The 16,957-nt window shown below is 66.9% G+C and carries 14 protein-coding genes; 7 read left to right on the forward strand and 7 right to left on the reverse strand.

Annotated features, from left to right (window positions below; genetic code table 11):
• Positions 1-154: 154 nt before the first annotated feature.
• The 4 genes from LT948_RS27895 to LT948_RS27905 all read right to left on the reverse strand — a co-directional run bounded on the left by LT948_RS27895 (position 155) and on the right by LT948_RS27905 (position 5,068).
• Positions 155-1,294: a catalase family protein gene (locus LT948_RS27895; RefSeq protein ID WP_003121990.1), complete on the reverse strand. Its 1,140-nt coding sequence runs from the start codon at positions 1,292-1,294 to the stop codon at positions 155-157.
• Positions 1,295-1,472: 178 nt separating this feature from the next.
• Complete coding sequence (locus LT948_RS27900; RefSeq protein ID WP_003111268.1) at positions 1,473-3,368, reverse strand: di-heme-cytochrome C peroxidase; 1,896 nt, start codon at positions 3,366-3,368, stop codon at positions 1,473-1,475.
• A 310-nt stretch (positions 3,369-3,678) separates the two neighbouring features.
• A complete protein-coding gene (locus tag LT948_RS33230; RefSeq protein ID WP_003088290.1) occupies positions 3,679-3,813 on the reverse strand; it encodes a hypothetical protein in 135 nt (44 codons plus the stop codon).
• Between the two features lie 157 nt (positions 3,814-3,970).
• Positions 3,971-5,068, reverse strand: coding sequence for a GNAT family N-acetyltransferase/peptidase C39 family protein (locus LT948_RS27905; protein ID WP_003088292.1), 1,098 nt, complete (start codon positions 5,066-5,068; stop codon positions 3,971-3,973).
• A gap of 190 nt (positions 5,069-5,258) precedes the next feature.
• Between LT948_RS27905 and LT948_RS27910 the strand changes: the two genes are divergently transcribed.
• From LT948_RS27910 to rbsK, 7 genes are all read left to right on the forward strand, one after another.
• The gene (locus LT948_RS27910; protein ID WP_232197128.1) at positions 5,259-6,824 is read left to right on the forward strand and encodes a RimK family protein; all 1,566 of its coding nucleotides are present in this window, start codon (positions 5,259-5,261) and stop codon (positions 6,822-6,824) included.
• Between the two features lie 135 nt (positions 6,825-6,959).
• Positions 6,960-8,288, forward strand: coding sequence for a sigma-54 dependent transcriptional regulator (locus LT948_RS27915; protein ID WP_003119160.1), 1,329 nt, complete (start codon positions 6,960-6,962; stop codon positions 8,286-8,288).
• A gap of 218 nt (positions 8,289-8,506) precedes the next feature.
• Positions 8,507-9,466 carry a sugar ABC transporter substrate-binding protein gene (locus tag LT948_RS27920; RefSeq protein WP_003088297.1) on the forward strand — a complete coding sequence of 320 codons (960 nt, stop codon included), beginning with the start codon at positions 8,507-8,509 and terminating at the stop codon, positions 9,464-9,466.
• A 21-nt stretch (positions 9,467-9,487) separates the two neighbouring features.
• Positions 9,488-11,020: a sugar ABC transporter ATP-binding protein gene (locus LT948_RS27925; RefSeq protein ID WP_033995828.1), complete on the forward strand. Its 1,533-nt coding sequence runs from the start codon at positions 9,488-9,490 to the stop codon at positions 11,018-11,020.
• A 23-nt stretch (positions 11,021-11,043) separates the two neighbouring features.
• The gene (locus tag LT948_RS27930) at positions 11,044-12,042 is read left to right on the forward strand and encodes an ABC transporter permease (RefSeq protein WP_003088303.1); all 999 of its coding nucleotides are present in this window, start codon (positions 11,044-11,046) and stop codon (positions 12,040-12,042) included.
• 3 nt (positions 12,043-12,045) lie between these two features.
• The gene (locus LT948_RS27935) at positions 12,046-13,059 is read left to right on the forward strand and encodes a LacI family DNA-binding transcriptional regulator (protein WP_003119158.1); all 1,014 of its coding nucleotides are present in this window, start codon (positions 12,046-12,048) and stop codon (positions 13,057-13,059) included.
• A 53-nt stretch (positions 13,060-13,112) separates the two neighbouring features.
• The gene (rbsK, locus tag LT948_RS27940; protein ID WP_003117393.1) at positions 13,113-14,039 is read left to right on the forward strand and encodes a ribokinase; all 927 of its coding nucleotides are present in this window, start codon (positions 13,113-13,115) and stop codon (positions 14,037-14,039) included.
• Positions 14,040-14,172: 133 nt separating this feature from the next.
• Here the strand turns inward: rbsK and LT948_RS27945 are convergent, their stop codons facing one another.
• From LT948_RS27945 to LT948_RS27955, 3 genes are read right to left on the reverse strand one after another with little or no spacing between them, the layout of a single operon-like run.
• The gene (locus LT948_RS27945) at positions 14,173-15,438 is read right to left on the reverse strand and encodes a transporter (protein WP_003088309.1); all 1,266 of its coding nucleotides are present in this window, start codon (positions 15,436-15,438) and stop codon (positions 14,173-14,175) included.
• A 60-nt stretch (positions 15,439-15,498) separates the two neighbouring features.
• Positions 15,499-16,251, reverse strand: coding sequence for a hypothetical protein (locus LT948_RS27950; RefSeq protein WP_003117394.1), 753 nt, complete (start codon positions 16,249-16,251; stop codon positions 15,499-15,501).
• A gap of 13 nt (positions 16,252-16,264) precedes the next feature.
• Positions 16,265-16,945, reverse strand: a complete 681-nt coding sequence (locus LT948_RS27955) for a C39 family peptidase (protein ID WP_003117395.1) — start codon at positions 16,943-16,945, stop codon at positions 16,265-16,267.
• Between the last annotated feature and the right edge of the window lie 12 nt (positions 16,946-16,957).

Raw genomic sequence — 16,957 nt, forward strand, 5'->3', positions numbered from 1 at the left:
CCGCTTTAAACCCTTAATGACGGCTTCAGATCTGGAGCAACCATAGGCGAGCGACAGCTACTGGCCGTTTTCTGCCAGTCCAGATTGACGAAATCAATACCCATGATAGACACCCATGAGAGACGCCATACGCAGCTACCTTCCACCCAACCCCTCACCCATTCCTCCCCAACCTATACCCACTGACCGCCTCGTAAACCGCCTTCCGCAACCGGTTGATCCCGCCGATCGGCCGATGCTCCGGCAGCGCGTGCCAGGGGTTGAACGAGAGGTTGTCACAGAACAGGTTCTGTTCCCGGCTATCAAAATCCTGAGCTGGCACAATGATGTCAGCTATGGTAGCGAAGGGCGCGTCCGATTCCTTCCATTCGACGCTGGTGTCTTCGATGGGCATGTACTTGCCCGGGTCCTGGCGCTGCACCTGGAAGGCGTAGCAGGCGGGGGTGCGGTCGATGGAGAGTTGCTGGTACAGGGCGGCGCGGAGGAAGTTGGGCAGGTCCTGGTTCTGCTTCGGTAGCTGGTAGGCCGGGCACTTCTCCGGGGCGGGGACGACGCGGAACTTGATGTTGTGTTCGCCCAGCTTGTACGGCGAGATGCCGTTGTAGCCGGCGTGCAGCGGGCTGTCCGGGGCGGGGGCGAGGGTGCGCAGGGCGATCAGCAGGTGGCGTAGTTCCCAGCTGGCGGGGTTCCAGTTGGGGAAGAAGGCCAGGGCTTTCTTGCCGTCGGCCTGGGCGGCGAAGTTCTGCCGGTATTCGGCGATGTCGCGGATGAAGAACACCGGCTGGTTGAACATGACGAAGTCCTGCTCGCCGTCATGGCCGCGGCCGGGCAGGAGTTTTTCGCCGGGCACGTCGAGCAGTTTTATGGCCATGCCGCGCGCGTCGTTCTTGCTGTCGAACTGCGGGTAGGCGTTGCCGTTGGAGAAGCGCACCCAGGCGTTCCAGCTCTTGCCCGCTTCGGCGAACACGCCGCGACGCAGGGTCGGGTCGAGGTCGGCGCGTACCTTGAACTCGGCCTTCACGCAGCCGTGGGCCTTGGCGTGGGCATCGCGCAGGACGCGGGTGTTGTCGCGGTGCTGTTCGACCACGCGGATGGCGTCCTGGATGATCGCCTGGGTGATGCGGGCTTCGTCCGGGGCGATCTGCTCTTCCGCGGACACCGGGCCGGAGAATTTCCAGGCGTAGTAGAGGCTGCCGATGGCCCAGCCGCCGAGGCCGACGGCCAGCAGCAGGAGGAGCAGGCGGCCGAGCCATTTGCCGAGGAACAGCCAGGCGTGGGTGAGGAGTGCGCGCATGGAGTGTGTGTCCTTGGTGGTGTGCGTAGGCTGTGGGCTTTTATTCTTCTTGGGCGGGGAGTGCGCCACGATTGCTTCTCCCCGTCCTCTGGCCAGGCGTCCCCCCTGAAGGGAGAGGGGCTGCTCGGGGTGGAGAGGGGCGGCGGCGCCATGCCTCGCGCTTCTCCATTTCCCAGGTTCAGCGTTGCGCGGTCCGTTGCTCCGGCGCCGGGCATTTCGGGCCGGGCGTCCAGGGTGGGGTCTGGGCCGGGACCAGGCGGCGCTCGAATTCGGGGTTGCCGAGCACCTTCAGGTATTCCACCAGCGCCCAGCGTTCTTCCGGGCTGAGGGCGCGGCCGATCACGCCGTTCTGCCGGCAGCCGTCGCGGAATTCGTGGCCGCTGTTGCGGTTGCCGGTGAGACGGGTGTCGAGGAGGAAGCCGCCGGGGAATTTCTCGGTGCGGAATCCAACGAATTTCGGATCGAATTCGAAGGTGCCGACGTAGAACTGCGGCGAGCGTTCGGCGGCCGGGGAGAGCAGCTGGAACAGGTTGGGCACCGAGCCGTTGTGCAGGAACGGCGGGGTCGCCCAGACGCCGTCCAGCGGGCGGGCCTTGTAGGCGCGCAGTTCCTGTACGCCGATCGGCAGGTCGAAGCCGTTCATGGTCTTCTGCTGTTCCGGCGGGATGCCGGCGTCCCGGTAGGCGCGCTGCTCGACGAAGGCGGTGATGTAGGCCAGGCCCTTGGCCGAGGACAGTTGCGAGAGGTCGAGTTGCTGCGGATCGGCGCCGATCAGCTGGACGTTCATCCGCGCCAGTTCGTCGACGCTCCAGCCGAGCTTGCGCAGGTCGTAGCGGTGGTCGGCGATGTTGTCGGCGGTGGTCGGATCGGTGCCGATCACCTCGGTCGGCACCATGTGCATGCGCCACTCGGGATTGCGTCCGGGGGCGGCGTATTCCGCCGGTTGCACCTTGGGTGCATGGCAGAAGGCGCAGTTGGCTTCGAACAGGGCGCGGCCCTGGGAGGCGCGTTGCAGGTCGATGCGGCCGAAGAGGTCTTCCGGCCAGGTCGGCGGTTTCAGTTGTTGCAGGGTTTCTTCCAGGGCGTGCAGGTCGTGCAGGCGTACGCTGGAGGCGTAGCGCTGCTCGCCCCGCAGCGGCTGGCCGTGCTCGTCGAAGATCTGCAGGCGCGCGCCGACGCCGAGGGCCTCGCCGATATTGCGCGCCATCGGCTGCATGGCCGAGCCGTTCCATTGCACCCAGTCGAATTTCCAGATGTCCCAGACCTGCGGATAGCTCACCGGGGCGTTGGCGACGCGGTAGTTGCTCGGGTCGATGGCATCGCCGAAGACGCTGTTGGCGATGCGCCCGAAGGCGTCGGTGCGGCCGGGGCCTTCCTCGGTGGGGTAGAGGTGGCGGCGGGTGTCGTTCCAGGCGGTGCGCAGGAGGGTGTCGAGGACGGCCTTGAAGTCGGCGCGCAGTTGCGACTTGTCCTGTTCGTAGCGTTCGCCGAGGACTTTCCTGGCGAAGCGGTTGAACTTGAACGGGTTGTAGTAGGTGGCGGCCATGCTCGCGCCGAGCGCCTGGCCGAAGGCGCCGCCGCGCAGGGTCGGCACGGTGGCGGCGATGGAATGCATGGCGGCACCGCCGTCGATGCGCAGCGACTTGCCCTGGTAGCGCAGTTCGCCGGTGTGGCAGGCGGCGCAGGTGATGTCCAGGTAGCGGGTGCCGGTCTTCTCGTCGCGGTGCTGGCTGAAGCCCACCGGCAGGTTGCCGGGGTTGAGGTCGCTGGCCTTCTGCTGCGGATCGACGAGGAAGCCGAAGCGGGCGAGGTATTCGGGGGCGGCGAAGGGTTCTTCGGAGAAGGGCAGTTCGAGGGCGGTGAACCAGTCGTAGTGCAGGCCCTTCACCAGGGTGCCCTGGGGCGTGTAGTAGAAGCGCTGGCGGGCCTCGTCCTTCCATTGCGGCAGGTAGCGTACCTCGCTCGGCGCCTGGTAGTGGGGCAGGTTGGGATTGGCGACGTAGTAGACCACCACCCCGACGACCGCCAGCACGATCACGCCGACAACCAGCAGAGCCTTTTTCACGGTGCGCATCAGGAACGTCCTTGTAGGCCTTTTTTGGGCACCGTTATGCCAAGGCGTTGGCATATTGGCAAGCTGCTATCAGCTTTTTTGACAAGGTTTTCTTGACAGCGAACGGGTGAAACGTTTGCGCAGGCCTCGCCTGGCGATGTTGGCGACGAAAGCTCGGTATTTCACCGGAGAAAGGTGGACGCCGGAGCGTCGTGGAACGGCAGGGCGAGGCGCCGGTGGCCTGCCGGTCAGAGACCGGAGAAGGCCAGCCAGGCGATGATTGCGGCGTAGAGCATCCAGGTGGGATCGGTACGGCGGTCGAGCAGGGCTTTCATTTCTTCGCCTCCGCGCTCCAGAAGCCCTGGGCGTTGCGGAAGGGCTGGCGGGCCAGTTGTTCCAGGCGGGTGATGCCGTCGGCGCGCATGGCATTGATCAGGGCCGAGAAGGATTTGGCGGAGTAGCTCATGGTGTCGTCTCCAGTTCCGTTCTGGTTATTCGGGGATCTGGCGACTATGTAAACATCGGCGTTGGCGAATGAAAAATGGATAGTCTCACTAGCCACTATCGATGGAATTGATTGATAGGCGAGAACATCTCCCCGCCGCAGGGCGGGGCGATGCGGATCATTCCGGGTTGAACAGGATCACCGCCGCGCGCAGCTTGCTGCGGCCGAAGCGGCTCATCTTGTCGAACTCGGCGTGGCTTACCGGGATGTGCTGGCAGTCCAGCGGCTGGCGGTGCTGGCTGTGGTCGACGTCGGGATCGTGGAGGTAGACGAAGTCCTCGTCGTAGTGGGTGACCAGCACCCAGTGCGGGGCCTTGGAGCGGGTCAGGCGGTAGCTGCTGATCAGCACCAGCGGCTGGCCGCCCCGGGCCAACTGGCGCGGGATGTCGAGCCTGGCCGAGCGCTTCTGCTCGACGCCCGAGGCGTCCAGTTCCTCGCAGAAGTCCTCGTGGACCAGGCGCATCACCGCCTTCTTGTCTTCGTTGCGTACGCCGTCGAGGAACAGCGGGCCGCTGGCGGACAGCACCAGCTTGACCCGGAAGCCGCGCCGCCAGGCGGCCAGCGCCAGGCCCTGGGGGCTACAGCCGCCGTGCCCGGCGGTCATGTAGATGGTGGTCGCCTCGCGCCACAGGCGCAGTTCCTCGCGGCGGGTCAACTGGCGTTCCGGTTGCAGCGCGCCCATGGCCATCAGCAGGCAGGCCGGGCCGCAGGTGAAATCGGTGGTCTGCCGGTAGAAGGGCACGTGGCGGCGCTGGTCGTGGCCGGGGTTGCGGATGCGTTTCTCGAAGCGCAGCGCTTCGCTGTGGTCCTCGTAGTAGTCGCGCACGGTGGCGAAGGGACGGTAGCCGTTGCGCTCGTAGAGGGCGATGGCGCCACGGTTGTCCGGGCGCACTTCCAGGCGCATGTAGGCGCGGTCGTTGTCCCGCGCGGCCTGCTCGGCGGCTTCCAGCAGCTTCTGGCCGAGGCCGATGCCGCGGGCGCGCGGGTCGATGGCGATGGAGTAGAGGCGGGCCAGCGAGGTGCCTTCGTGGAACAGCACCAGGGCGTAGCCGAGCACGCCGCCGTCGCCCTCGGCTACCGTCAGGCTGGCGTGGGCGCGGGTGAGCATCCACTGGAAGTTGCGGCGGGACAGGCGATCGTAGTCGAAGCAGCGGTTTTCCAGCTCGACCAGGGCGGACAGGTCGTCCGCGCCGGCCGGGCGGAGGGTCAGGTTCATAGCGGTCTCCACGGCCGCGGGCGGGAACTTCCGCGCGGGCGTGCTGTAATGGGTGCTGTACGCTTCGGTTTGCTGGCAGGCGCCATAGAGCGGTTTCGCAAGGGATTCCCGCCGAGTATTGGCCGGGATGCGTGCGCCGGCAAGCCGGTTCCGAATGCGCCGTGGTTTCGCTGTCCCCCCGGGAGGTGTCGTGAGCAAGCTGTTCATCATCGTGGAACGCAAGGAAGACTGGACGTCCTATTACCCCAGCGAGGATGTGGTCACCGCCCAGGAATACCTGGAACTGCCCATCGACGACGACACTGGCAAGCGGGTCCAGGTGATCAACCTGTGCCGGCACTACAAGTACCTGCGCCATGGCTACTACTGCTCGCTGCTCGCCGAGGCGCGCGGGCACAAGGTGATCCCCTCGGTGCGGACGATCAGCGAGCTGGCCAGGAAGTCGCTGTACAGCCTGGTCCTGGAAGATCTGGATCGCACCCTGGACAAGGCCCTGGCCGCGCACCCCTACGGCAGCACCGATGGTTTCACCCTGACCCTGTATTTCGGCCGTACCGACATCGAGCCGTTGCAGGACCTGGCGCGACAGTTGTTCGAGGCGTTTCCCTGCCCGTTGCTGCTGGTGGAGTTCAAGCGCAACCGCACCTGGCACATCGAGGGCATCAAGCCCGGCGCCATCCACAAGCTGCGCGAGGATCAGGAGGACCTCTTCGCCAACGCCCTGGACAACTTCAGCCGGCAGATCTGGCGCAAGCCGCGTTCGCGCAAGCCGTTCCGCTACGACCTGGCGATCCTCCACGACCCCGGCGAGGCGTTCCCGCCGTCCGATGCCAAAGCGCTGAAGAACTTCGTGCGGGTCGGCCGCAGCCTCGGCATCGACGTCGACCTGATCGAGCGCAAGGACTATTCGCGGATCGCCGAGTACGACGCGCTGTTCATCCGCGAGACCACCAATGTCGCCGACCACACCTACCGTTTCGCCAAGAAGGCCGAGAGCGAAGGGTTGGTGGTGATGGACGACCCGGTGTCGATCCTGCGCTGCACCAACAAGGTGTACCTGGCCGACCTGCTGCGCAGCCACAAGCTGGGCATGCCGGCCACGGAGATTCTCTACAAGGAGAACCCGCAGGAACTGGAGAAGGTCGGCGAGCGCCTGGGCTTCCCGCTGGTGCTGAAGATTCCCGACGGCAGCTTCTCGCGCGGGGTGATCAAGGTGGAGGACCAGGAGCAGTTGCTGGCGGCCAGCGCCGAGCTGTTCGAGCGCTCGGTGCTGATCCTTGCCCAGGAGTTCTTCTATACCGAGTACGACTGGCGTATAGGCGTGCTCAACCGCAAGCCGATCTTCGCCTGCCAGTACTTTATGTCCAAGGGCCACTGGCAGATCTACGACCACAGCCCGGACGCCGAGGAGGTCAGCGGCGATTTCCGCACCATGCCCGTGCACGAGGCGCCGCGCAAGGTGGTGGAGCTGGCGGTGAAGACCGCCAACCTGATCGGCGACGGCCTCTACGGGGTGGACCTGAAGCAGGCCGGCGACAAGGTGGTGGTGATCGAGGTGAACGACAACCCGAACATCGACTGCGGGGTGGAGGATGTCTACCTCGGCGACGACCTCTACAANGTGGTGATCGAGGTGAACGACAACCCGAACATCGACTGCGGGGTGGAGGATGTCTACCTCGGCGACGACCTCTACAAGCTGGTCCTGGAGGAGTTCGTCCGGCGCCTGGAAGTCAAGCGTCGCGGCTACGACTGATAAGACGATTTCGGCATTGGCGATATAAACAAAGATTCACTTTCGCGCGTCAAAAAATTGCTAGATTTTCCTTTCAGAGCGCCAACATGCCGTTTTTATGACGGCTCAAAGAATTGGCGCCGCAAAGGAGCACACATGTTAGATGCATCGAACCTCCGCCGTCTGCTGGTGGTGGACCCGTGCGACGATTGCCGGCGCCTGTTGCCGGGCCTTCGCGAGGCGGGTTGGGCAGTGGACAGCTGCGCGCTGGAAACGGCGCGCGAACGCGCTTGCGACGTCGGCCTGCTGCGCCTGCGGCCGTTCCACCTGGAGCGGCCGGAGACGGTGAAGGACCTGATCAGCCGCAGCGGCACCGAGTGGATCGCCGTGCTCAGCCCGGACACCTTGCCGCTGAATGGCGTCGGCGATTTCGTCTGCGAATGGTTCTTCGACTTCCATACCTTGCCGTTCGACATGGCGCGGGTGCAGGTGACCCTCGGCCGCGCCTTTGGCATGGCCCGCCTGCGCGGGCGCGGCACGGTGCCCGGCGATGCCGAGGGCGAGCACGAACTGCTCGGCGAGAGCCTGGCCGTACGCGACCTGCGCCGGCTGCTGGCGAAGCTGGCGCCGACCGACTCGCCGGTACTGATCCGTGGCGAGAGCGGCACCGGCAAGGAACTGGTCGCGCGTACCCTGCACCGGCAGTCGCGGCGCGCGGACAAGCCGTTCGTCGCGATCAACTGCGGGGCGATTCCCGAGCACCTGATCCAGTCCGAGCTGTTCGGCCACGAGAAGGGCGCCTTCACCGGCGCGCACCAGCGCAAGGTCGGACGGATTGAGGCGGCCGACGGCGGCACTCTGTTCCTCGACGAGATCGGCGACCTGCCGCTGGAGTTGCAGGCCAACCTGTTGCGCTTTCTCCAGGAACAGCAGATCGAGCGGGTCGGCGGTAGCCGGCCGGTCGAGGTGGACGTGCGGGTGCTGGCGGCGACCCATGTCGACCTGGAGGCGGCGATCGATGCCGGGACGTTCCGCGAGGACCTCTACTACCGGCTCAACGTCCTGCAGGTCGGCACCGCGCCGTTGCGCGAACGGAGCGAGGACCTGCCGCTGCTGGCCCAGCATTTCTCCCGGCTCTACAGCCTGGAGACCGGCCGCCGCCCGCGCCGCTTCAGCGAGGACGCGCTGGCGGCGATGGCGATGCACGCCTGGCCGGGCAATGTCCGCGAACTGGCCAACCGGGTACGTCGCGGGTTGGTCCTGGCAGAGGGAAAGCAGATCGAGGCCCAGGACCTCGGCCTGGAATGCGCGCGCGGCGACGGCCCGCCGTTGTCCAGCCTGGAGGTCTACAAGCTCTGCGCCGAGCGCCAGGCGATGTGTGATGCGCTGGCCCGTTACGGCGACAACCTCAGCGTGGCCGCGCGGATGCTCGGGGTGTCGCGGCCGACCTTCTACCGCCTGTTGCACAAGCACCGGTTGCGCTGAGTGGGCGGCGGGAGATCTGCCGGCCAGGCAAAATATCCTGCGTTTCCCAGCCGTAGCGAACTAGAATCCAACCGATCCCGACCGGTTCGCGACAGTTGCTCGTGGCGATTGACAGAATCTGTCAGATCGACGCATATTCACCTAACGCAAACGTTTGCGTCTGGATAATCTCCTGGAAAAGCCTCAATACAACGATAAGAAAAGCTGGAGGATACACCATGAAGCGGGTCGCTTCCCGGCGCCTGTTGGCTGCCGTTGTGCTGACTGCCTGTTCCTCGTTCCTGCCCCTGTCCGCCGTCCACGCGGAAACTCCCGAGAAGCCCAGGATCGCGCTGGTGATGAAGTCGCTGGCGAACGAGTTCTTCCTGACCATGGAGGACGGCGCCAAGGCCTACCAGAAGGAGCATGCCGACCGGTTCGAACTGGTTTCCAACGGCATCAAGGACGAGACCGATACCTCCAGCCAGATCCGCATCGTCGAGCAGATGATCGTGTCCGGGGTCGACGCACTGGTGATCGCGCCGGCCGATTCCAAGGCGCTGGTGCCGGTGGTGAAGAAAGCGCTGGACGCCGGCATCGTGGTGGTCAACATCGACAACCGCTTCGACCCGCAGGTGCTGCAGGCGAAGAAGATCGGCGTGCCCTTCGTCGGGCCCGACAACCGCAAGGGCGCGCGGCTGGTCGGCGAGTACCTGGCGAAGCGACTGAAGGCCGGCGACGAGGTCGGCATCATCGAAGGGGTCTCTACGACCACCAATGCCCAGCAGCGCACCGCCGGCTTCAGGGATGCGATGGACGCGGCGGGGATGAAGATCGTCTCCTTGCAGTCGGGCAACTGGGAAATCGAGAAGGGCAACGCGGTGGCTTCGGCGATGCTCAACGAGCATCCGGACCTCAAGGCGCTGCTCGCCGGCAACGACAGCATGGCCCTCGGCGCGGTATCGGCGGTGCGCGCGGCGGGCCGCGCCGGGCAGGTGAAGGTGGTCGGCTACGACAATATCCAGGCGATCAAGCCGATGCTCAAGGATGGCCGGGTGCTGGCCACTGCCGACCAGTTCGCCGCGAAGCAGGCGGTGTTCGGTATCCAGACCGCGCTCAAGCTGCTCGCCGGGCAAACCCCGGAACATGAGAAGGACGGCGTGGTCGAGACGCCTGTCGAGTTGGTGACCGCGCCCTGAGCCGTCCGATGGAGCCTTCCCATGTCTAGCGACGCATTGCCGCTGCTGAGCATCCGCGGGGTCGGCAAGACCTACGCGCAGCCGGTGCTGGCGGAGATCGACCTGCAACTGTTCGGCGGCGAGGTGCTGGCCCTGACCGGCGAGAACGGTGCCGGCAAGAGCACCTTGTCGAAGATCGTCGGCGGCCTGGAACGTCCCGGCGCCGGCAGCCTGGAGCTCCTCGGCCGGCCTTACGCCCCCGCTAGCCGCCGCGAGGCCGAGGCGCTGGGCGTGCGCATGGTGATGCAGGAACTGAACCTGCTGCCGACCCTGTCGGTGGCGGAGAACCTGTTCCTCCACGACCTGCCCCGGCGCGCCGGCTGGATCGACCGTCGGCGCCTGCGCGCGGCGGCCCGCGAGGCGATGGCCCAGGTCGGCCTGGAGGCGATCGATCCCGGCACGCTGGTCGGCGACCTCGGCATCGGCCACCAGCAGATGGTCGAGATCGCCCGCAACCTGATCGGCGACTGCCGCTTGCTGATCCTCGACGAACCCACGGCGATGCTTACCGCGCGCGAAGTGGACATGCTCTTCGAGCAGGTCGAGCGGCTGCGCGAACGCGGCGTGGCGATCGTCTACATCTCCCATCGACTGGAGGAACTGGCGCGGATTTCGCAGCGCATCGCGGTGTTGCGCGATGGCCGCCTGGTCTGCGTCGAGCCGATCGAGCGCTACGACGCCGACCAACTGGTGACCCTGATGGTCGGCCGCGACCTGGGTGAGCGCTTCGACCTGGGCCCACGGCAGACCGGTGCGCCGCTGCTGCGGGTGGAGCGGCTGAGCCGGCGCGGCAAGGTGCATGAGGTGTCGTTCGAGGTGCGCGCGGGGGAGATCTTCGGCATTTCCGGACTGATCGGCTCCGGGCGCACCGAATTGTTGCGCCTGATCTACGGCGCCGACCGTGCCGACGGTGGGCAGGTCCTGCTTGGCGATCCGCCGCAGCGCCTGAGCCTGCGTTCGCCGGCCGACTCGGTGCGCCAGGGGGTGGCGCTGATCACCGAGGACCGCAAGGGCGAGGGCCTGCTGCTGGACCAGTCGATCAGCGCCAACCTCGCCCTGGGCAACCTGCCGGCGCTGGCGCGCCACGGGGTGATCGACCGGCGCCGCGAGGAAGCCCTGGCGCGGCGCCAGGTGGAGGCGCTGCGGGTGCGCTGCGCGGACACCGCGCAGGCGGTGGGCGAACTGTCCGGCGGCAACCAGCAGAAGGTGGTGATCGGCCGCTGGCTGGAACGCGACTGCCAGGTGCTGCTGTTCGACGAGCCGACCCGTGGCATCGACGTCGGCGCCAAGTTCGACATCTATGCCTTGCTCGCCGAACTGACCCGCCGGGGCAAGGCGCTGGTGGTGGTGTCCAGCGACCTGCGCGAGCTGATGCTGATCTGCGATCGCATCGGCGTGCTCTCGGCGGGACGTATGGTGGACACCTTCGAGCGCGACGCCTGGACCCAGGACGCGCTGCTGGCGGCGGCCTTCGCCGGTTACAAGAAACGCGACGCGCTGCTGGCGACGTCGTGAACACGCAACGCAAGGAACCAGAAATGAGCGACCCGACGTCTTCCGCTACCGCCGCCGCAGCGCCAACCCTGCGACGCGGCAACTATTTCGGCCTGGGCACCTACCTCGGCCTGGCCGGCGCGCTGCTGGCGATGATCGCGCTGTTCTCGGCGCTGAGCAGCCACTTCCTCAGCTATGGCACCTTCCTCGCCATCGCCAACCAGATCCCCGACCTGGTGGTGCTGGCGGTGGGCATGACCTTCATCCTGATCGTCGGCGGCATCGATCTCTCGGTAGGTTCGGTGCTGGCCCTGGCGGCCTCGGCGGTAAGCCTGGCGACGCTCGGCTGGGGCTGGGGCGTGCTGCCGGCGGCGATGCTCGGGATGGCCTGCGCGACCCTGGCCGGCTGCGTCACCGGTTCGATCACGGTGGCCTGGCGGATTCCCTCGTTCATCGTGTCCCTCGGGGTGCTGGAGATGGCCCGTGGGCTGGCCTACCAGATGACCGACTCGCGCACGGCCTATATCGGCGACGCCTATGCCTGGCTGTCCAATCCGCTGGCGTTCGGCATTTCGCCGGCCTTCGTGATCGCCCTGCTGGTGATGTTCGCCGCCCAGGCGGTGCTCACCCGCACGGTGTTCGGCCGCTACCTGATCGGCATCGGCACCAACGAAGAAGCGGTGCGATTGGCCGGTGTGAACCCGAAACCCTATAAGATTGCAGTATTCGCCCTGATGGGGCTGCTCGCCGGGTTGGCCGCGCTGTTCCAGATCTCGCGTCTGGAAGCGGCCGATCCCAACGCCGGGGTCGGCCTGGAACTCCAGGTCATCGCCGCGGTGGTGATCGGCGGCACCAGCCTGATGGGCGGGCGAGGTTCGGTGGTCAGCACCTTCTTCGGCGTGCTGATCATTTCCGTATTGGCGGCGGGGCTGGCGCAGATCGGTGCGTCGGAGCCGACCAAACGAATCATTACCGGGGCGGTGATCGTGGTAGCGGTGGTGCTGGATACCTACCGCAGCCATCGCGCCCGCAGACAGGGCTGAACGATGGCGACAATGAAGGACGTGGCGGCGATGGCGGGGGTTTCCTTCACCACCGTATCGCATGTGGTGAACAGGACGCGGCCGGTCAGCGACGCGGTGCGCAAGAAGGTCGAGGACGCCATCGCGCAGCTGCACTACGTGCCCAGCGCGGTGGCGCGCTCGCTGAAGGTGCGCACCACCTCGATCATCGGCTTGCTGGTGCCGAACAGTACCAACCCGTATTTCGCCGAGCTGTCGCGGGGCATCGAGGATTGCTGCGAGCGCAACGGCTACTGCGTGATCCTCTGCAACTCCGACGACAACCCGCAGAAGCAGGCCAACTACCTGCGCGTGCTCCAGGAGAAACGCATCGACGGCCTGGTCCTGGCGTCCGCCGGCGGCGACGGCGCGCTGGCCAAGGGGCTGGCGAACATGCGCACGCCGACCGTGATCGTCGACCGCGAGGTGGAAGGCGTGGAAGCCGACCGGGTGCAGATCGACCATGAGATGGGCGCCTACCTGGCGACCCGCCACCTGCTCGAACTGGGCCATCGCGACATCGCCTGCATCGGCGGGCCGCTGTCGACCAAGGTCTCGACGCTGCGGGTCGAGGGCTACCGGCGGGCGATGGCCAAGGCCGGCCTGGAGGTGCGTCCGCAGTGGCTGCTGGAAAGCGAGTTCAGCAGCCCCGGCGGCTACCACGCGGCGCTCGGCCTGCTGGGCGGCGAGGGCGAGCGACCGACGGCGATCGTCGCCGGCAACGACATGATCGGCATCGGCGTGCTGCGCGCCGCGGCCGAGCTGAATATCAGGGTGCCGCACGAACTGTCGGTGATCGGCTTCGACGATATCGAGCTGAGCCGCTTCGTGTTTCCCGCCTTGACCACCGTGGGCCAGTCGATCCGCCTGCTCGGCGAGATCGCCGCGCAACTGCTGCTGCAACGCATCGCCGAGCGCGAGGAGCCGATGCAGCGGCGGGTGGTGGCGCCGGCGCTGGTCCTGCGCGAATCCACCGCGCCGCCGCTGGTGCGGGTCTGAACCGGGCGCCGGGGGCGCCCTCGCTAGAGAGAGGCTGGAACAAGGACGCAACGATGCAAGCGAAAGTACTGGTGGTGGGCAGCCTGAACATGGACCTGGTAGTGCGCGCGCCGCGCCTGCCACGGGGCGGCGAGACCCTCGCCGGGCAGTCCTTCACCACCATTCCCGGCGGCAAGGGCGCCAACCAGGCGGTCGCCGCGGCGCGTCTCGGCGCTGGGGTGGCGATGATCGGCTGCCTTGGCGACGATGCCTACGGCGACCAGTTGTACCGCGCGCTGCAGGCCGAGGGCATCGACTGCCAGGGCGTCGAGCGGGTGGCCGGGGAGTCCAGCGGGGTGGCGCTGATCGTGGTCGACGACAGCAGCCAGAACGCCATCGTCATCGTCGCCGGCGGCAACGGCCACCTGTCGCCGGCCGTGCTGGCGCGCCACGAACACTTGCTGGAGCAGGCGCAGGTGGTGGTCTGCCAGTTGGAAAGCCCGCTGGAGACGATTGGCCATGTGCTGCGCCGGGCCCATGCGCTGGGCAAGACGGTGATCCTCAACCCGGCGCCGGCCACCCGCGACGTGCCGGCGGACTGGCTGCCGCTGGTGGACTACCTGGTCCCCAACGAGACCGAAAGCGAACTGCTCTGCCGCCTGCCGGTGGACTCCCTGGAGAGCGCCGGACGTGCCGCCGAGCGCCTGCGCGAAATGGGCGCCGGCAGGGTGATCGTCACCCTCGGCGCCCAGGGCGCCCTGCTGGTGGGCGAGGGGCGGGTCGAGCATTTCCCGGTGGCGCGGGTCAAGGCGCTGGATACCACGGCGGCCGGCGACACCTTCGTCGGTGGCTTCGCCGCGGCCCTTGCGCGCGGCCTCGACGAGGCGGCGGCGATCCGCTTCGGCCAGGCCGCCGCGGCGATCTCGGTGACCCGCCTCGGCGCGCAGACCTCGATCCCCTCGCGCGAGGAAGTCGAGCGGGCGCTCGCTGGCGAGGCTTGAGAGGGACGGTGCCGTTGCTACCGGCGGATAACGCCTGCGGCGTTATCCGCCCTGCGCAGCTAGGCGAGGACCGCTCCCAGGCTCACGCATCCCTTCGAGGGGTAAGGCATGCCCAGGCTCGAACGGTGGCCCCTCAGAAGTAGTAGGGGAATTTCACGCCGAAGGTGAAGTCCGGCGCGTCCGGAGTGATGCCGATGGACAGGCTGGGCACGATGCTGAACCTGTTGCTCACCGCATAGGTCATGCCCAGGCCGAAGTAGCCGGCGTTGGCGTCGCTGCCGCTGACGGTCTGCCAGCTCTGGCCGTCCTGCTTGACCTTGCTCTTCTGGCTGATCAGTTCGGAGAAGGAGAACGACATGCTCATCTTCTCGTTCAGCGCGAAGGCCACGCCGACGCCGAGCTGGAACCAGTTGCCGAGCTTGACCTTGCCGCCGGTCTTCACGCCTTGCTGCGGGTTGATGTCGTCGAACGACTCTTCGAAGTTGTAGGTATACGACAGGCTGCCGAACAGCACCGCCGGGTCCACCGTCTTCACCAGCGAGATGCCCGGGGTGATCGACCAGACGCCGTTGCCGGTGGGCAGGTCGTCGGGCACGTTGAGGTTGTTGTTGCCCGGTACCTGCTTCAGCTTGATGCCGTAGGGATCCTTGCCGGTGGGCGCCTTGACCCGCAGGCTGACCACCGCGTCCGGGGTGCTCTCGCTTTCGTCGAGGAACTTGTAGGCGACGCCGAAGCTGACGTCGCCCAGGCGTGGGTCGCCGGTCACCGATTTCTCGGTGATCTGCGAGGTTGAGCCGCCGGCGCCGGCGGACTGGTAGGTCGATTCGCGATAGACCACCGGGGCGTTGATATCCACCTGCCAGCGCTGGTTCCAGTTGTAGCGGCCGGTCAGGTCGAGGGTCCAGATGTCGGCATCGATCTGATCCACGCCGATGTTGCCGAGGAAGATCGAGTCCAGCGCCAGGAAGCCGTTGAGGAACAACTGGCGGGTGTCGTAGTGGCTGTAGGTGAGGCCGGTCTCCAGGCTGAAGGTGCCGCCGCCGAAGAAGCCGCTGGCGTCCTGGTAGATGTTTTCCACGCTGGGCGCGGGCGCGCCATCGTCCTTGAGGCTGGCGCCGTAGGTGCCGGCGACCGCGTTGGCGTCGTTGCGCGCCTGCGCCGGCGGCTGGATCGACTTGACCAGGCGTTGCGGCTGCGGCGCCTGGGGTTGCGCCTCGACCTGGCGCACGCGCTGTTCGAGGACCATCAGGGCGTTCTGCTGGGCCTCGTAGCGTTGGCGCAGCTCCAGGAGTTCCTTCTTCAGCGCCTCGACCTCGGACTCCGTCGCGGCCTGCGCCAGGAACGGGGAAACCAGGGTGGTGGCGCAGAGGACAGCTCGCAGCGAGAGTGTCTGGGTCATGTTTGCCGTTCCGTTTTTATGGCCTTCCGATAGCACAGTGATTTCAGACTAGATCAACTTTCAGTAGCCGCTGGGGCGCAGCGCGCGCAATTGCTCCCAGGCGCAATTCAGTGCCGGATCGGCGCCCGGCCGGTCCTTGAGCATCACCTCGAGCGCCGCCAGGTTCTGCACCAGGTTGCGGTTTCCGCTGAGCGCCACGCTCTGCACCAGTCCGCCGGCGCCGAGGCGTTGCAGGCTGGCGCCCTGGCCGCTGGCCTGGATCGCCAGTTGCAGGGCGCCGCCGTTCGGCGTGACCTTCACCGTCCCGGCCTCGCCGCTGAGGGCGAGCGCACCTTCCAGCGGCGTGCCGCCCGGCAGTGGCGGCGGCGCCTCGCCGTGGCGGACCTCGATGCTGACGCCATTGCTGGCGCTGTTGTGGTCGCCGGCGGTGCGGATGCTCTGGCTGACCCCCTGGGTCTGCGCCAGTCCGGCGCCGCCGAGGACCTGGCCGTTGCCGGCGACGGGTGGCGGGGCGTCGCCTGGCCGATCGACCAGGGTGACGTTGAGGACCGGGCGCGCCAGGTTCTGCCGCACCTGCAGGTCGACGCGTGCGCCGAGGACCTGGCCGCTGGCGTTCTGCCAGGTGCTGCTCATGGTCACCCCGAAGCTGACGATCCGCCCCGGCAGCACGTAGCGCCCGCGCAACTGGGAAAGCTCCTGGTCGCTCAGTTCGGCGGGGGCGAAGAGGTCGCTGGCGGGGGCGGGCAGCGCAGCGCCCAGGCAGCAGGCGAGGACGAAGCAGTGGTGCGGGTACATGGCGTGCTCCCGGAGCATCCGGCTCCTGCGATCAGAAGAAATCGCTCTGGATGAAGCCGAACTCCATCAGTTCGGCGTCCCTGACCGGTTTGAAGCGGTCCAGGCGATTGCGCGCGGTCAGCGGTTCGGGCGGCGTCAGCAGCGGATTGCCGCGGTCGTATCCCTGGCCGATCACGGCGAAGACGATGCCGTTCCAGCCCTTGGCGAACTCTGTCAGCGCGTAGCGTTTGTGCCCCAGCGCCGGGTCACCCACGTACACGTACTCGCCCTGGGTGCGTTGCAGGACGACGAAGTGCTTGTAGCCGCGGATTTCCATCAGCACGATGGCGGGGATCTTCAGTTGTTCCAGTTGCGCCGCCTCGATCCGGTAGCCGCGCGCGCGCATGCCCATGGATTCGACGTAGCGCTTCATGTCGAGCATGGAGAAGCCCTGGGTGCGGACGATCTCCGGGTCGGCGTGGGCGAGCATGCCCTGGATCACCGCCTGCTCGTCGAGCGGGGCGCCGTAGGCCTTCTCCAGGATGGTCGCGAGGGCCGCGGCGCCGCAGCTGAAATCGGTCTTCTGCTCGACCAGGTCGGCGAAGCGCCGCTCGCGGATGCTCTGCACCTGCTTGTAGACCAGGCCGCCGCCGGGCAGGGCGGGAAAGCCGAGGGTCGCCGCCTGGGCGGTGAGGTCGACGAGCAGCAGCAGGGAAAGGATGAGCGTGCGCATGGCCGATTCCTG

The organism is Pseudomonas sp. CP-1 (genome assembly GCF_021213715.1).
GTDB classification, from domain to species: Bacteria; Pseudomonadota; Gammaproteobacteria; order Pseudomonadales; family Pseudomonadaceae; genus Pseudomonas; species Pseudomonas aeruginosa.

Coding starts and splice junctions, on each gene's coding strand:
- LT948_RS27895 (WP_003121990.1), bottom strand. CDS start 1,294: ATGCGCGCACTCCTCACCCACGCCTGGCTGTTCCTCGGCAAATGGCTC.
- LT948_RS27900 (WP_003111268.1), bottom strand. CDS start 3,368: ATGCGCACCGTGAAAAAGGCTCTGCTGGTTGTCGGCGTGATCGTGCTG.
- LT948_RS33230 (WP_003088290.1), bottom strand. CDS start 3,813: ATGAGCTACTCCGCCAAATCCTTCTCGGCCCTGATCAATGCCATGCGC.
- LT948_RS27905 (WP_003088292.1), bottom strand. CDS start 5,068: ATGAACCTGACCCTCCGCCCGGCCGGCGCGGACGACCTGTCCGCCCTG.
- LT948_RS27915 (WP_003119160.1), top strand. CDS start 6,960: ATGTTAGATGCATCGAACCTCCGCCGTCTGCTGGTGGTGGACCCGTGC.
- LT948_RS27920 (WP_003088297.1), top strand. CDS start 8,507: ATGAAGCGGGTCGCTTCCCGGCGCCTGTTGGCTGCCGTTGTGCTGACT.
- LT948_RS27925 (WP_033995828.1), top strand. CDS start 9,488: ATGTCTAGCGACGCATTGCCGCTGCTGAGCATCCGCGGGGTCGGCAAG.
- LT948_RS27930 (WP_003088303.1), top strand. CDS start 11,044: ATGAGCGACCCGACGTCTTCCGCTACCGCCGCCGCAGCGCCAACCCTG.
- LT948_RS27935 (WP_003119158.1), top strand. CDS start 12,046: ATGGCGACAATGAAGGACGTGGCGGCGATGGCGGGGGTTTCCTTCACC.
- rbsK (WP_003117393.1), top strand. CDS start 13,113: ATGCAAGCGAAAGTACTGGTGGTGGGCAGCCTGAACATGGACCTGGTA.
- LT948_RS27945 (WP_003088309.1), bottom strand. CDS start 15,438: ATGACCCAGACACTCTCGCTGCGAGCTGTCCTCTGCGCCACCACCCTG.
- LT948_RS27950 (WP_003117394.1), bottom strand. CDS start 16,251: ATGCTCCGGGAGCACGCCATGTACCCGCACCACTGCTTCGTCCTCGCC.
- LT948_RS27955 (WP_003117395.1), bottom strand. CDS start 16,945: ATGCGCACGCTCATCCTTTCCCTGCTGCTGCTCGTCGACCTCACCGCC.